The organism is Pseudomonas sp. Tof1, assembly GCF_055390395.1.
The window spans coordinates 2,571,572-2,585,835 of record NZ_AP024344.1 but is presented as its reverse complement, the minus strand read 5'-3'; the positions used below and the strand labels follow the sequence as shown (position 1 = coordinate 2,585,835).

The window sequence follows — 14,264 nt, the reverse complement described above, 5'->3', positions numbered from 1 at the left end:
ATCGGCCGTTAATCGTTTCTGCGCAGCATCGGGCGGATTCCCCAGGAGGTCGCCCATGCCCACGTCACGCTCCCTTGTCCTCGGCAGCCTGCTGCTCGCCGCCTCGCTGCCGGCCCTGTCCCACGCCGCCGAAGGCCCGGCCTACGGGCCACAGCTGCAAGGTTTCGACTATCCCTATCCGCTCGAGCACTTCGCCTTCCAGTCCCAGGGCCAATCCCTGCAGATGGGCTACATGGATGTGAAACCCAGTGCGCCGGCCAACGGCCAGAGCGTGGTGCTGATGCACGGCAAGAACTTCTGCGGCGCCACCTGGGACAACTCGATCAAGGCCCTGAGCGCAGCCGGCTACCGGGTCATCGCGCCGGACCAGATCGGTTTCTGCACCTCCAGCAAACCCGCCCACTACCAGTACAGCTTCCAGCAACTGGCGGCCAATACCCATGCCCTGCTGGAGAGCCTCGGCATCCACAAGGCCGTGCTGCTCGGCCACTCCACCGGCGGCATGCTCGCCACCCGCTACGCCCTGCTCTACCCGCAGCAGGTCGAGCGCCTGGCACTGGTCAACCCGATCGGTCTGGAGGACTGGAAAGCCCTCGGCGTGCCGTACCGCACCGTCGACCAGTGGAACGAGCGCGAGCTGAAACTCAGCGCCGAGGGCATTCGCAACTACGAGCGCAACACTTACTACGCCGGGCGCTGGAAGCCCGAGTTCGAGCGCTGGGTCGACATGCTCGCCGGGCTGAACAAGGGCCCGGGGCACGTCGCGGTGGCCTGGAACTCGGCGCTGATCTACGACATGATCTTCACCCAGCCGGTGTACTACGAATTCAAGGATCTCAAGGTGCCCACCCTGCTGCTGATCGGCACCGCCGACACCACGGCGATCGGCAGCGATATCGCACCGCCCGAGGTCAAGGCGCGCCTGGGCCGCTACGACGTGCTCGGCAAGCAGGTGGCCAGGCTGATCCCGCACTCGACACTGGTGGAATTCCCCGGCCTGGGCCACGCCCCGCAGATGGAGGAACCCGACCGGTTCCACAAGGCCCTGCTCGGCTGGCTGGCCGCACGACAATCATGAGGAGCACCCGATGACGTTGCAGATTGCGGTAATCGATGACTGGCAGGGCGTGGCCGGCGAGGTGGTGGACTGGTCGCTGCTGGACGGTATCGGCCAGGTCAGCTTCCTGCATGACTACCCCGCCGCCACCGAGGTCATGGCCGAGCGCCTGGCCGGCTATGACGTGATCTGCGTGATGCGCGAACGCAGCACCTTCGACGAAGCCCTGCTGCGCCGGTTGCCGCGCCTCAAGCTGCTGGTGACCGGCGGCATGCGCAATGCCGCCCTCGATATCCAGGCGGCCAGCGCCCTGGGCATCCAGGTCTGCGGTACCGAGAGCTACAAGCATGCGGCGCCGGAACTGACCTGGGCACTGGCCATGGCCCTGAGCCGCAACCTGGTCCGGGAAGCCAACTCCCTGCGCGCCGGCGACTGGCAGGTGGGGCTGGGCAACGACCTCTACGGCAAGACCCTGGGCATCCTCGGCCTGGGCAGCATCGGCCAGAAGATCGCCCGCTACGGCCAGGCCTTCGGCATGCGGGTGATCGCCTGGAGCCAGAACCTCACCGCCGAACGTGCCGCCGAAGCGGGCGTGGAATACGTCAGCAAGCAGGCGCTGTTCGAGCAGGCCGACCTGCTGTCGGTGCATCTGGTGCTCAGTGATCGCTCCCGCGGCCTGGTGGATGCCCAGGCATTGGGCTGGATGAAGCCGTCCGCCTACCTGGTCAACACCGCCCGTGGCCCGATCGTCGACGAGGCGGCGCTGATCAGTGCCCTGCAGCAGGGCCGGCTCGCCGGCGCAGCGCTCGACGTATTCGAACAGGAACCGCTGCCGGCCGGCCACCCGTTCCGCACCCTGGACAACGTCCTGGCCACGCCCCATGTCGGCTACGTCAGCCAGAACAACTACCGGATGTTCTACAGCCAGATGATCGAGGACATCCAGGCCTGGGCCACCGGCGCACCGATCCGCGTCCTCGGCTGACGCCCCGAAACCGGCCACGGCCGTGCCTTGTACGGGCGCGGTCGGCGCCCCCTTCTCGCCCATCCGCCCCTCGCCCCGCGCCAATCGGGTGCAGACCTCCCTGCCCGCTTGTTCCCGAAAGTTGTCGTGAACCACGCGCCTTATATCCAGTAGGAAACTTTTTGAAATTTGTCGTCTAAATACCGCCCCACCAGTCGGCAACATCTCTCCTACACTGTGTTTCTGGGCCTACTGACCAGCCGGTCATTTCCTCGGAAAAAAAATCGAACCTTCTGAACCGGTCGTCAGTCAGGTTAAAGGTAAGGCGCCTGATCCGGGTGGAACAGGCACAGGCGCCACCCCACTCTTTTTCTTGCTCAGGTGCGTCGAGCGGCCTCGTGCCCCAACCACCCGAGCGGGCGTGTCCGACAAAAGGAAGCGGTTTGGGCACGCTGCGTGAAAGCCATGGATCAGATCGGATAAAACGGGAGAGGCACATGATCAGCGCTGCGTTGGAGATTCAGGGAGAAGGTTTGATTCAGGTCAGCGAACCGGTCCACGTGCCCGTCCCTTCAACGGGAGGGAAGACGTTGTCATCGGTGGTAAGCGTCAACCCCAACAAGAAGAAAGTGCTGTTCGTCACCTCCGAGTTCGCCGACCTGGTCAAGGCCGGCGGCCTGGGCGATGTCTCGGCGGCGCTGCCACGGGCCATGCGCCACCTGCATGATGTGCGGGTGCTGATTCCCGGCTACCCGCAAGTGCTGGACAGCGACAACCCGATCCATATCGTCGGCGAGCTCGCCGGCCACGCGGCTCTGCCCCCCTGCCGGATCGGGCGCATGGACATGCCCGACGGCCTGGTGATCTACGTGCTGATCTGCCCCGAACTCTACGAGCGCGATGGCACCCCGTACGGTGCCAACAACGGCCGCGACTGGCCGGACAATCACATCCGCTTCGCCCGCCTGGGCCTGGCCGCGGCCGACATCGCCGCCAACCTGGGCCAGATCCACTGGACCCCGGACCTGGTCCATGCCCATGACTGGCCCGCCGGCCTGGCCCGGCCTACATGCACTGGCGCGGCCAGCGCACGCCGACCCTGTTCACCATCCACAACCTCGCCTATCAGGGCGTGGTCAGCCTGGCCTGCTGCCCGGAGCTGGGTATTCCGGCCCACGCCCTGCAACAGGAAGGCATGGAGTTCTACGGCAAACTGTCGTTCCTCAAGGCCGGCATGGCCTACTCCAGCCACATCACCACGGTCAGCGCCACCTACGCCGAGGAGATCACCACCCCGGAATTCGGCTGCGGCCTGGACGGCTTCCTTGCCAGCAAGACCTACCAGGGCCTGCTCAGCGGCATCCCCAACGGCATCGACGAAAGCTGGGACGCGGCCACCGACCATCACCTGGTCCAGCCCTTCCACATCGGCGACTGGGAGGGCAAGGCGGTCAATGCCGCCCACGTGCGCCAGCTGTTCGGCCTCGAAGCATCCACCGGCCCGCTGTTCGCCGTGGTCTCGCGGCTGGTCTACCAGAAGGGCCTGGACCTCACCCAGGCGGTGAGCGAGTTCATCGTCCGCTCCGGCGGCCAGATCGCGATCATCGGTCGTGGCGAGCCGGAGGAAGAGGAAGCCATGCGCCAGCTGGCCCTGCGCTTCCCCGGTCGGATCGGCGTACGCATCGGCTTCAACGAAACCGATGCCCGACGCATGTTCGCCGGCAGCGACTTCCTGCTGATGCCCTCGCGCTACGAGCCCTGCGGCCTCAGCCAGATGTATGCCCAGCGCTTCGGCTCGCTGCCGGTGGCGCGCAACACCGGCGGCCTGGCCGATACCATTGAGGACGGCGTGACCGGTTTCCTCTTCGACGAATCCACCGTGCAAAGCTACGAGTCGGCGCTGCGCCGGGCCTTCAAGGTGTTCGCCTACCCGCCGCTGCTCAATGCCATGCGCTGCCGCGCCATGGCCGCACCGTTCAACTGGTGCAAGGCGGTGGAGCCCTACGCCGAGCTCTATGAAACCTTGGTCGCCAATTCCCGGAGCAGGTCGGGCAAGCACTGAGGAGTGGCCACGGATGTCACTAAGGACTCTGGAAACCTGGTCCCACGGCGCGGTCATGCTCGACGCGGAACACACCCGTTTCGCGTTGTGGGCACCGGACGCCTTCTACGTCAGCGTCGAGCTGGAGGATGGCCGCTCCCTGGCCATGCTGCCGCAGAACGACGGCTGGTTCACGTTGGAAACCCGCTGCGCCGCCGGGACCCGCTACCGTTACAACATCGACGGCGAACTGCAGGTCTGCGACCCGGCCTCCCGCTCCCAGGCCGGCGGGATAGCCGAACCGAGCCAGGTGGTCGACCCCCTCGCCTATCACTGGCGACACAAGGACTGGCAGGGACGGCCCTGGCACACCGCGATCATCTATGAGCTGCATGTCGGCGCCCTCGGCGGCTACCGCGCGGTGGAGCAGCACCTGCCGCGCCTGGCCGAACTGGGCATCACCGCCATCGAACTGATGCCCCTGGCCGAGTTCCCCGGCGAACGCAACTGGGGCTACGACGGCGTACTGCCTTACGCGCCGCAATCGAGCTATGGAACGCCCGAAGACCTCAAGCACCTGATCGACAGCGCCCACGGTCATGGCCTGGCAGTGATCCTCGACGTGGTCTACAACCACTTCGGCCCGGACGGCAACTATCTGGGGCGCTACGCCCGGGACTTCTTCCGCGAGGACCGCACGACCCCCTGGGGTGCCGCCATCGACTTCCAGCGCCGCGAAGTGCGCAGCTTCTTCATCGACAACGCGCTGATGTGGCTGCTGGAGTACCGCTTCGACGGCCTGCGCCTGGATGCGGTGCACGCGATCGACGACTCGACCTTCCTGCGCGAACTGTCCCGGCAGGTGCGCCGTCAGGTCGACCCGGCGCGCCATGTGTGGCTGACCGTGGAGAACGAATTCAACCAGGCCAGCCTCCTGGAAGAAGCCTATGACGGCCAATGGAACGACGACGGCCACAATGCCCTGCACGTGCTGCTGACCGGGGAGACCGAGGCGTATTACGCCGACTATGCCAAGGAAACCACCCACAAGCTGGCGCGCTGCCTGAGCCAGGGTTTCGTCTACCAGGGCCACCCCAACCGCCACGGTCGCTGCCGCGGCGAACCCAGCGCCCACCTGCCGCCCAGTGCGTTCATCCTGTTTCTGCAGAACCACGACCAGATCGGCAACCGCGCCTTCGGTGAACGCCTCAACCAGCTGTGCCCGCCACAGGCCCTGCGCGCGGCCACCGTGCTGTTGCTGTTGTCGCCGATGATCCCGCTGTTGTTCATGGGCGATGAGACCGGCGCCGAGGAACCGTTCCTGTTCTTCACCGACCACCACGGCGAACTGGCCGATGCCGTACGTGAAGGCCGGCGCGGGGAATTCGCCGAATTCGCCGGTTTCGCCGACCCGCAACGCCGCGCGCGGATTCCCGACCCGAACGCCGCGGCCACCTTCGAAGCCTCGCGACCGAACCTGGTCCCGACCACCGAGGGCAACCGTGGCGCCACCGCGCAGCTCTACCGCCAACTGCTGCAGATCCGCCACCGTGAACTGCTGCCCCGCCTGCCCGGCACCCAGGCACTGGACGCCGAGGTGCTGGCCGAGGGAGCCATCAGCGCACGCTGGCGCCTGGGCGATGGCAGCCTGCTGCGTATCGACCTGAACCTGGGGCCCGAGCCGGTCGAACAGGGCGCCGACGGAGTCATCCGTTGGCTGTTCGAAAGCACCGCCGGGCCGCCCGGCAACTGGATGAAGGCCAACTGGCGCCCTACTGCGCGCTGGTCGGCCTGAGCAACGACGATGACCCGTCGACCCTCGATGGAGAACGCCCATGAGCGATGCGCAACTTGAAATACTCGCCAGCCGGGCGGGCCTGGCCGTTGACTGGATCGACGCCAATGGCCGGCCGCAGAAGGTCCGGCCCGAGGTCCTGCGCAAGGTGCTGGCCGGCCTCGGCCACCCGGCCCATGACGAGGCCGCCATCGAGGCCAGCCTGCTGGAACTGCAACTGGCGCAACAGGACCAGCAACTGCCGCCACTGCTGACGGCGGACGTCGACAAGGGCCTGGACCTGGCCCGCTATTTCGCCCCCGACACCCCCTGCGAGGTCCACCTGGAAAACGGCTCGGTGCTCCGTCTGCGGCTGGACAACGAAGCGGTCCTGCCCGGGGTGGTGCCGGTCGGCTATCAGACGGTGCGCATCGACGGCCAGCAGTTCACCCTGGCCGTGGCCCCCGCCACCTGCTTCAGCGTCGACGCGGCCACCGACACCCGCCCGGCCCGGGCCTGGGGCCTCGGGGTACAGCTCTATAGCCTGCAACGCCCGGCCGACGGTGGCTTCGGCGACACCCAGGCCCTGGAGGAACTGGCCCGGGCCGCCGGCGAGCGCGGGGCCGATGCCCTGGCGATCAGCCCGGTGCACGCGATGTTCAGCAGCGACCCGAGCCGCTACAGCCCGTACTCACCGTCCAGTCGGCTGTTCCTCAACAGCCTGTATGCCGCACCGGGGGCGATCCTCGGCGAACGCGCCCTGCGCCTGGCGATCGACAGCACCGGGCTGGCCGATGAGCTGCACGCGCTGGAGCAGTTGTCGCTGATCGACTGGCCCCGCGCCGCACGGGCCAAGTACCGCCTGCTGCGCGCGCTCTACGAGGGTTTCCGGCTCGGCGACCATCCTCAGGGCGAGGACTTCGCCAGCTTCCGCCGCGCCGGCGGCGAAGCCCTGGAAAACCACTGCCGGTTCGAGGCCCTGCAAACGCGCTGCGTCGCCCGTGGCGAAAGCGGCGACTGGCGCCACTGGCCGCAAGAATGGCGGCAACCGGACAGCCCGGCCCTGGCCCGCTTCGCCGAGGAACACGCCGAAGACATCGAATTCCATGCCTTCAGCCAATGGCTGATCACCCGCAGCCTGGAGCGTGCGCAGGAGGCCGCGCGCAGCAGCGGCATGGCCATCGGGCTGATCGCCGACCTGGCCGTCGGGGCCGACGGCGGCGGCAGCCAGGCCTGGAGCCGGCAGGACGAACTGCTGGCAGAGCTCACCGTCGGAGCACCGCCGGATGTGCTCAATCGCTCGGGCCAGAGCTGGGGCATCTCCGCCTTCGCCCCCGAAGGCCTCAAGCGCCACGGTTTCCGCGCCTTCATCGAAATGCTGCGGGCCAACTTCGCCTATGCCGGCGGCCTGCGCATCGACCACATCATGGGCCTGCAACGGCTCTGGGTGATTCCCCTCGGCTCGCCGTCGAGCGACGGCGCCTACCTCTATTACCCGATCGACGACCTGCTGCGCCTGCTGGCCCTGGAGTCGTCGCGGCACCAGGCGATCGTCCTCGGCGAAGACCTCGGCACGGTACCCGATGGCCTGCGGGAAAAGCTGATCGCCCGCTCGATACTCGGCATGCGCGTGCTGCTGTTCGAACAGGAATACGGCCATCGCTTCAAACCTATCCTCGACTGGCCGGACAATGCCCTGGCCACCACCACCACCCACGACCTGCCGACCCTGAATGGCTGGTGGCACGCCCGCGACATCGACTGGAACATCCGCCTCGGGCTGATCGACACCGCCACCGCCGACCACTGGCGCCAGACCCGCCAACATGAGCGCGACGGGCTGCACCGGGCCCTGAGCAACGACCCGCAGAACTTTCGCGACGAAGCCCACGAGACCGACCAGGTCGTCGACGCCAGCGTGCGCTTCCTCGGCCACACCCGCGCCCCGCTGGTGCTGCTGCCGCTGGAGGATGCCCTGGGCGTGGAAGAGCAACCGAACCTGCCCGGTACCATCGACACCCACCCCAACTGGCGCCGGCGGCTGCCGGGCTACAGCAGCCAACTGCTGGACGATGTCGATGCCGCCCGGCGTCTCGAACTGCTGGCCTGCGCCCGGCTGCAGGCCGCCGAGCGTGACCGATGAGCAGCCTGCGCGCCACGCTGCGCCTGCAACTGCACAAGGGTTTCCCGCTGGACGCCGCCATCGAGTGGGTGCCCTATTACGCCCGCCTGGGCATCAGCCACCTCTACGCCTCGCCACTGCTCTGCGCCCGCGCCGGCTCGATGCACGGCTATGACGTGGTCGACCCGACCCGGGTGAACCCGGAACTGGGAGGCGAGCCGGCGCTGCGACGGCTGGTGGCGGCCCTGCGCGAACACGGCATGGGCCTGATCCTCGATATCGTGTCCAACCACATGGCCGTCGGCGGTGCCGACAACCCCTGGTGGCTCGACCTGCTCGAATGGGGACGACGCAGCCCCTACGGGGAGTTCTTCGACATCCAGTGGCATTCACCGGACCCGTTGCTCGAAGGCCAGTTGCTGATGCCCTTCCTCGGCAACGACTACGGCGCGGCCCTGCAGGAAGGCTCGGTGGTGCTGCGCTTCGATGCCGAACGCGGCGGCTTCCATGTCGAGCACTACCAGCATCATTTCCCGATCTGCCCGCGGGACTACGGCCAGATCCTCGCCGACCTGCCGGAACTGGACGACCTCGCCGCCCGCTTCAAGGCCCTCAACACCCTGCCCGATGCCTACGGCCGGGCCCGGCAGTTGCGCGCGGAACTGGCCAGCCGCACCGCCAGCCACCCCGTCATCGAGGCCAGCCTGCAACGCTACGACGCCCGGGAACCGGAAGGCTTCGAGCGGCTGCACCGGCTGCTCGAACGCCAGCACTACCGGCTCGCCAGCTGGCGCACCGCTGGCGATGACATCAACTGGCGACGCTTCTTCGATGTCAATGAACTGGGCGGCCTGCGCGTCGAGCGTCCGGCGGTGTTCGAGGCCACCCACCAGAAGATCTTCCAGCTGGTCGAGGAAGACCTGGTCGACGGCTTGCGTATCGACCATGTCGACGGCCTGGCCGATCCCCGCGGCTACTGCCGCCGACTGCGGCGGCGGGTCGACGCCCTGGCGCCGGGGCGACACCTGCCGATCTACGTCGAGAAGATCCTTGGCCAGGGCGAGCAACTGCACCGCGACTGGAGGGTCGATGGCACCACCGGTTACGAATTCATGAACCAGCTGTCGCTGCTGCAGCACGATCCCCGCGGGGCCGAACCGCTGGCCAGGCTCTGGAGCCAGCTCAGCGAGCGGCCCGCCGCGTTCGGCGAAGAAGCCCGGCTGGCGCGCCAGCAGATGCTCAACGGCTCGCTGGCCGGCGACTTCGAGAGCGTCGCCCAGGCCCTGCTGCAGGTCGCCCGGGACAATGTCATGAGCCGCGACCTGACCCTCGGTGCGATCCGCCGGGCGCTGCAGGAACTGATCGTGCACTACCCGGTGTATCGCACCTACATCAACGCCTGCGGCCGCCCGGCCGACGACGAGCCGTTCTTCCAGCAGGCCCTGGCGGGAGCCCGTACCACCCTCGGCGAAGCCGACTGGCCGGTGCTCGACTATCTGCAGCAGTGGCTCGGCGGCCAACCCTGGCGCCAGCGTCCACCGGGCCGCGAGCGCAAGTTGCTGCGCCACGCCAGCGTGCGCTTCCAGCAACTGACCTCGCCGACCGCCGCCAAGGCCGTCGAGGACACCGCGTTCTATCGCTCGGCGGTCCTGCTGTCGCGCAACGACGTGGGCTTTTCCACCGAACAGTTCAGCGCGCCGCCGGCGGACTTCCACCAGGCCAACCGGCAACGGCTGGCAGCCTTCCCCGACAACCTGCTGACCAGCGCCACCCATGACCACAAGCGCGGCGAGGACAGCCGGGCGCGTCTGGCCGTGTTGAGTGAATGCGCCGACACCTATACCGGCTGGGTCGGACACTGGCGTGAGCTGGCGACTGCGCTGCGCAGCAGCCCGGACGCGCCTTCGGCTGGCGATGAGCTGATGCTCTACCAGACCCTGCTCGGCAGTTGGCCCCTGGACCTGGCCGTCGACGACCAGGCCGCCTTGCGCGACTACGCCGAACGTCTCGGCCAATGGCAGCGCAAGGCCCTGCGCGAAGCCAAGCTGCAGAGCAGTTGGAGCGCGCCGAACCAGGCCTATGAAAACGCCTGCCACGACTTTCTCCAGGCGCTGCTGCTCAAGCCCGAAGGGCTGGCACTGCGCACGGCGATCGCCACCGCGGTGCACACCATCGCCCCGACCGGTGCGCTCAACAGCCTGGCGCAATGCCTGCTGCGCATGAGCGTGCCGGGGCTGCCGGACCTGTACCAGGGCAACGAGTTCTGGGACTTCAGCCTGGTCGACCCGGACAACCGTCGCCCGGTGGATTTCGCCACCCGGCAAGCGGCACTTCAGGCAGCCGGCACGCCCGCGGAACTGATCGACGACTGGCGCAGCGGACGGATCAAGCAGGCATTGATCGCCCAGACCCTGGCCGTGCGGGCCCGGCACCCGGAACTGTTCCGTCATGGCGACTATCAGCCCCTGGAGGTGTGTGGCGAACACGCCGAAAAGGTACTGGCCTTGCGTCGTGGCAACGCGACGCAACAGGCCATCGTGGTGGTGCCAAGGCTGGCACATGGGTTGTTGGCCGAGGTCGGTCGGCCCTGGGTAGCCCCGGCGACGTGGGGTGATACCCGGATCAAACTGCCGCTCGCCGCCCCGCACGGCAAATTAAAGGGACTTTTTTCCGCAGGTGCAGTCACACCCCATGGGGAGCTTATGGTCGGTGACGCACTGGGAGACTTCCCGGTCAATCTCTTTACCCAAACTTGAGTGTCTGTTCAGGAGCATGGCGATGAGTACCGACGAAAAACGCATCCGCGAGTTTGCCTATCAGATCTGGGAGTCGGAGGGCCGTCCCGACGGCCAGGAGGCCCGCCACTGGGAAATGGCCCGCAAGCTGGCCGAGGCCGAGGCCCTGGCACCGAGCAGGCCGGCCACGGCCGCCAAGGCCAAGCCCAAGGCCGCCACCACCGCGGCCAAGCCGGCCGCCAAGAGCACGGCCAAGCCGGTGGCGACCAAGGCCACGGAGCCGGCCGTCAAGAAGCCCCGGGCGCCACGCAAACCGGCGGCCAGTTGAGCCGCTGAAGAACACCTCGATCCTCCTCTCGCTGGAGCCGGCTTGCCGGCTCCCACAGGGTCCGAGTCGCCCATGGATCGGGGGCGGGAACGGGCTTGCCCGCCAATTGCCCCCTCAGGCATGCCCCCACAAAAGTCCGAACGGTGTCGGGGATATTTGAAGGGCCACCACTCTCAGCAGGAGCACCCATGAGCAAGCCAAAGCACGACAAACCCACTCCCCAGGCCTCGCGTATCCGCGAGGGCCTGCCCTTCCCCCTCGGGGCCACCTGGGACGGCCTGGGCGTCAATTTCGCGCTGTTCTCCGCCCATGCCACCAAGGTCGAACTCTGCCTGTTCGACGCCAGCGGCGAGGTGGAACTGGAGCGCATCGAGCTGCCCGAGTACACCGACGAGATCTACCACGGCTACCTGCCCGACGCCCATCCCGGACTGATCTACGGCTACCGGGTGCACGGCCCCTACGACCCGGGCAACGGCCACCGCTTCAACCCCAACAAGCTGCTGATCGACCCCTACGCCAAGCAACTGGTCGGCGAACTGAAATGGTCCGAGGCGCTGTTCGGCTACACCATCGGCCATCCGGACGGCGACCTCAGCTTCGACGAACGCGACAGCGCGCCCTTCGTGCCCAAGAGCAAGGTCATCGACCCCGCCCACACCTGGGGCCGCGACCAGCGGGTCAACGTGCCCTGGGAGCGCACCATCATCTACGAGGCCCACGTGCGCGGCCTGACCAAGCGCCATCCCGCCGTCCCCGAGGCGATCCGTGGCACCTTCGCCGGGCTGATGGTCGACGAAGTGCTGGAGCACATCCGCTCCATCGGCGTGTCCTCGGTGGAACTGCTGCCGATCCACGCCTTCGTCAATGACCAGCACCTGCTGCACAAGGGCATGACCAACTACTGGGGCTACAACAGCATCGCCTTTTTCGCCCCCGACCCACGCTACCTCGCCAGCGGCAAGATCGCCGAGTTCAAGGAGGCCGTCGCGCACCTGCACGCGGCCGGCCTGGAGGTGATCCTCGACGTGGTCTACAACCACACCGCCGAAGGCAACGAGCAGGGCCCGACGCTGTCCATGCGCGGCATCGACAACGCCTCCTACTACCGGCTGATGCCCGACGACAAGCGCTACTACATCAACGACTCGGGCACCGGCAACACCCTCGACCTGAGCCACCCGTGCGTGTTGCAGATGGTCACCGACTCGCTGCGCTACTGGGCCACGGAAATGCACGTGGACGGTTTCCGCTTCGACCTGGCGACCATTCTCGGGCGCTACCACGACGGTTTCGACGAGCGCCACAGCTTCCTCGTCGCCTGTCGCCAGGACCCGGTGCTGCGCCAGGTCAAGCTGATCGCCGAGCCCTGGGACTGCGGCCCCGGCGGCTACCAGGTCGGTGGCTTTCCGCCGGGCTGGGTCGAATGGAACGATCGTTTCCGCGACACCGTGCGCGCCTTCTGGAAAGGCGACGACGGCCAGCTCGCCGACTTCGCCGCGCGCATGACCGCCTCGGGCGAGATGTTCAACCAGCGCGGCCGTCGCCCCTACACCTCGGTCAACTTCATCACCGCCCACGACGGGTTCACCCTGCACGACCTGGTGTCGTACAACGACAAGCACAACGAGGCCAACGACGAGAACAACCAGGACGGCAGCAACAATAACCTGTCCTGGAACCATGGCGTCGAGGGCCCCACCGACGACCCGGCGATCAACGCGCTGCGCCTGCGCCAGATGCGCAACTTCTTCGCCACCCTGCTGCTGGCCCAGGGCACGCCGATGATCGTCGCCGGCGACGAATTCGCCCGCACCCAGCACGGCAACAACAACGCCTATTGCCAGGACAGCGAAATCGGCTGGGTCAACTGGAACCTGGACGACGACGGCCACTCCCTGCTCGCCTTCGTCAAACGCCTGGCCAAGCTGCGTCTGGCCTACCCGATTCTGCGGCGCGGGTGTTTCCTGGTCGGCCGCTACAACGAGGAACTCGGGGTCAAGGACGTCACCTGGCTGTCACCCGATGGCAACGAAATGACCACCGAACAGTGGCACGACCGCCACGGCCGCTGCCTGGGCATCCTGCTCGACGGCCGCGCCCAGGTCTCCGGCCTGCGCCGCACCGGGGCCGACGCGACCCTGCTGATCGTGGTCAACGCCCACCATGACGGGGTCAACTTTCGCCTGCCGGCCGTGCCCCAGGGCCGCTACTGGACCTGCATGCTCGACACCAACGACGCGCAGATCCATGGCCGCGAGCAGTTCGACTTCGACCGCGAGTACACCGTGACCGGGCGTTCACTGGTGCTGTTCGAATTGCACCGGGAATAGGGGCGGCGTCTCGAAGCGACAATAAAAAGTCGCATTTCGGGCCACATGAGCGATACTTGAATTCGGCGCTTCAGGATCGAGGCGCCCGCAGCCCCTCCACCAGGGGCTGCACGAACTTCCCGCACAAGGATGTGGAACCCATGAAATATCAATCCGCTGCCCGACATCAGGCCGCGCCGCCGATCTGGAGTGCTTCCCGGCAACTGGCCAGGGTGCCGTGCCTGAACCTCAACCGCCTGGTCGAACCGGGCGGACGGGTCGTGGTCATCGCCCCCCATCCCGGTGATGAAATCCATGCCTGCGGCGGCGTGCTGCAGATGCTCTCGACCCTCGGGCATCCCCTGCAACTGATTTCCCTGACCGATGGCTGCGCCATCTATCCCGGTTCCCAGCTCTGGTCGGAACAGCGCCTGAGCGTGGTCTGTCCCCAGGAAACCGCCGAGGCGCTGCGGCGCCTGGGGATCGAGTTGCACTGCCTGAAGTGGATACGTGGCGGCTTTCGCCACGGCGCGCTGGAACAGCAGGAGGATGCGATCTGCCAGTATCTGCGGCGTTATCTGCGCCATGACGACGTGGTCTTCACCACCTGGCGCGAGGACGGCGACAGTGACCATGACGCGGTCGGTCGCGCCAGTGCCAGGGCCTGTGCCGCCACGGGCGCGCGGCTGGTCGAGGTGCCGGTCTGGACCTGGTTCCGCCCGCTGCGCGAGGAATACCTGCTGCCCTGGCACCGGGCCCGCAAGATACGCCTGAACACCTGGGGCGTGGCACGCAAGCAACATGCGCTGCACGCCTTTCACAGCCAGTTGCAGGGCGACCCGGAAAGCGGCATCCCGCCCGTCCTCAAGCCCAACCTGATCGAACAGGCCCGGCAGCCGTTCGAAATGGTGTTCATCTGAGGCCGCCGAAC

The 14,264-nt window shown here is 67.2% G+C and carries 7 protein-coding genes and 2 pseudogenes; all 9 read left to right on the top strand.

Translation table 11 applies throughout. The features are described from left to right. Positions 1–55 precede the first annotated feature (55 nt). The 9 genes and pseudogenes from ACZ5KU_RS11945 (at position 56) to ACZ5KU_RS11905 (ending at position 14,253) form a co-directional block, all read left to right on the top strand. Positions 56–1,078 carry an alpha/beta fold hydrolase gene (locus ACZ5KU_RS11945; RefSeq protein WP_054056709.1) on the top strand — a complete coding sequence of 341 codons (1,023 nt, stop codon included), beginning with the start codon at positions 56–58 and terminating at the stop codon, positions 1,076–1,078. A gap of 10 nt (positions 1,079–1,088) precedes the next feature. Then, a complete protein-coding gene (locus ACZ5KU_RS11940) occupies positions 1,089–2,042 on the top strand; it encodes a D-2-hydroxyacid dehydrogenase family protein (RefSeq protein ID WP_054056710.1) in 954 nt (317 codons plus the stop codon). A gap of 476 nt (positions 2,043–2,518) precedes the next feature. Next, positions 2,519–4,083, top strand: a pseudogene (glgA, locus tag ACZ5KU_RS11935) (glycogen synthase GlgA). Positions 4,084–4,096: 13 nt separating this feature from the next. Beyond that, positions 4,097–5,901, top strand: a pseudogene (gene treZ / locus ACZ5KU_RS11930) (malto-oligosyltrehalose trehalohydrolase). Beyond that, positions 5,898–7,979 carry a 4-alpha-glucanotransferase gene (gene malQ, locus ACZ5KU_RS11925; RefSeq protein ID WP_464737204.1) on the top strand — a complete coding sequence of 694 codons (2,082 nt, stop codon included), beginning with the start codon at positions 5,898–5,900 and terminating at the stop codon, positions 7,977–7,979. Before treZ ends, malQ begins: the two are co-directional and overlap by 4 nt. Further along, a complete protein-coding gene (locus ACZ5KU_RS11920; RefSeq protein WP_464737203.1) occupies positions 7,976–10,714 on the top strand; it encodes a malto-oligosyltrehalose synthase in 2,739 nt (912 codons plus the stop codon). Before malQ ends, ACZ5KU_RS11920 begins: the two co-directional genes overlap by 4 nt. A gap of 22 nt (positions 10,715–10,736) precedes the next feature. Next, positions 10,737–11,021, top strand: coding sequence for a DUF2934 domain-containing protein (locus ACZ5KU_RS11915; RefSeq protein ID WP_054062641.1), 285 nt, complete (start codon positions 10,737–10,739; stop codon positions 11,019–11,021). Between the two features lie 188 nt (positions 11,022–11,209). Then, positions 11,210–13,354: a glycogen debranching protein GlgX gene (gene glgX / locus ACZ5KU_RS11910; protein ID WP_054056944.1), complete on the top strand. Its 2,145-nt coding sequence runs from the start codon at positions 11,210–11,212 to the stop codon at positions 13,352–13,354. 140 nt (positions 13,355–13,494) lie between these two features. After that, positions 13,495–14,253, top strand: coding sequence for a PIG-L deacetylase family protein (locus ACZ5KU_RS11905; protein WP_054056943.1), 759 nt, complete (start codon positions 13,495–13,497; stop codon positions 14,251–14,253). Positions 14,254–14,264 lie beyond the last annotated feature (11 nt).

Excerpts from the sequence above, each read along its gene's own strand:
- ACZ5KU_RS11945 (WP_054056709.1), top strand. The coding sequence starts at position 56 with ATGCCCACGTCACGCTCCCTTGTCCTCGGCAGCCTGCTGCTCGCCGCC.
- ACZ5KU_RS11940 (WP_054056710.1), top strand. The coding sequence starts at position 1,089 with ATGACGTTGCAGATTGCGGTAATCGATGACTGGCAGGGCGTGGCCGGC.
- malQ (WP_464737204.1), top strand. The coding sequence starts at position 5,898 with ATGAGCGATGCGCAACTTGAAATACTCGCCAGCCGGGCGGGCCTGGCC.
- ACZ5KU_RS11920 (WP_464737203.1), top strand. The coding sequence starts at position 7,976 with ATGAGCAGCCTGCGCGCCACGCTGCGCCTGCAACTGCACAAGGGTTTC.
- ACZ5KU_RS11915 (WP_054062641.1), top strand. The coding sequence starts at position 10,737 with ATGAGTACCGACGAAAAACGCATCCGCGAGTTTGCCTATCAGATCTGG.
- glgX (WP_054056944.1), top strand. The coding sequence starts at position 11,210 with ATGAGCAAGCCAAAGCACGACAAACCCACTCCCCAGGCCTCGCGTATC.
- ACZ5KU_RS11905 (WP_054056943.1), top strand. The coding sequence starts at position 13,495 with ATGAAATATCAATCCGCTGCCCGACATCAGGCCGCGCCGCCGATCTGG.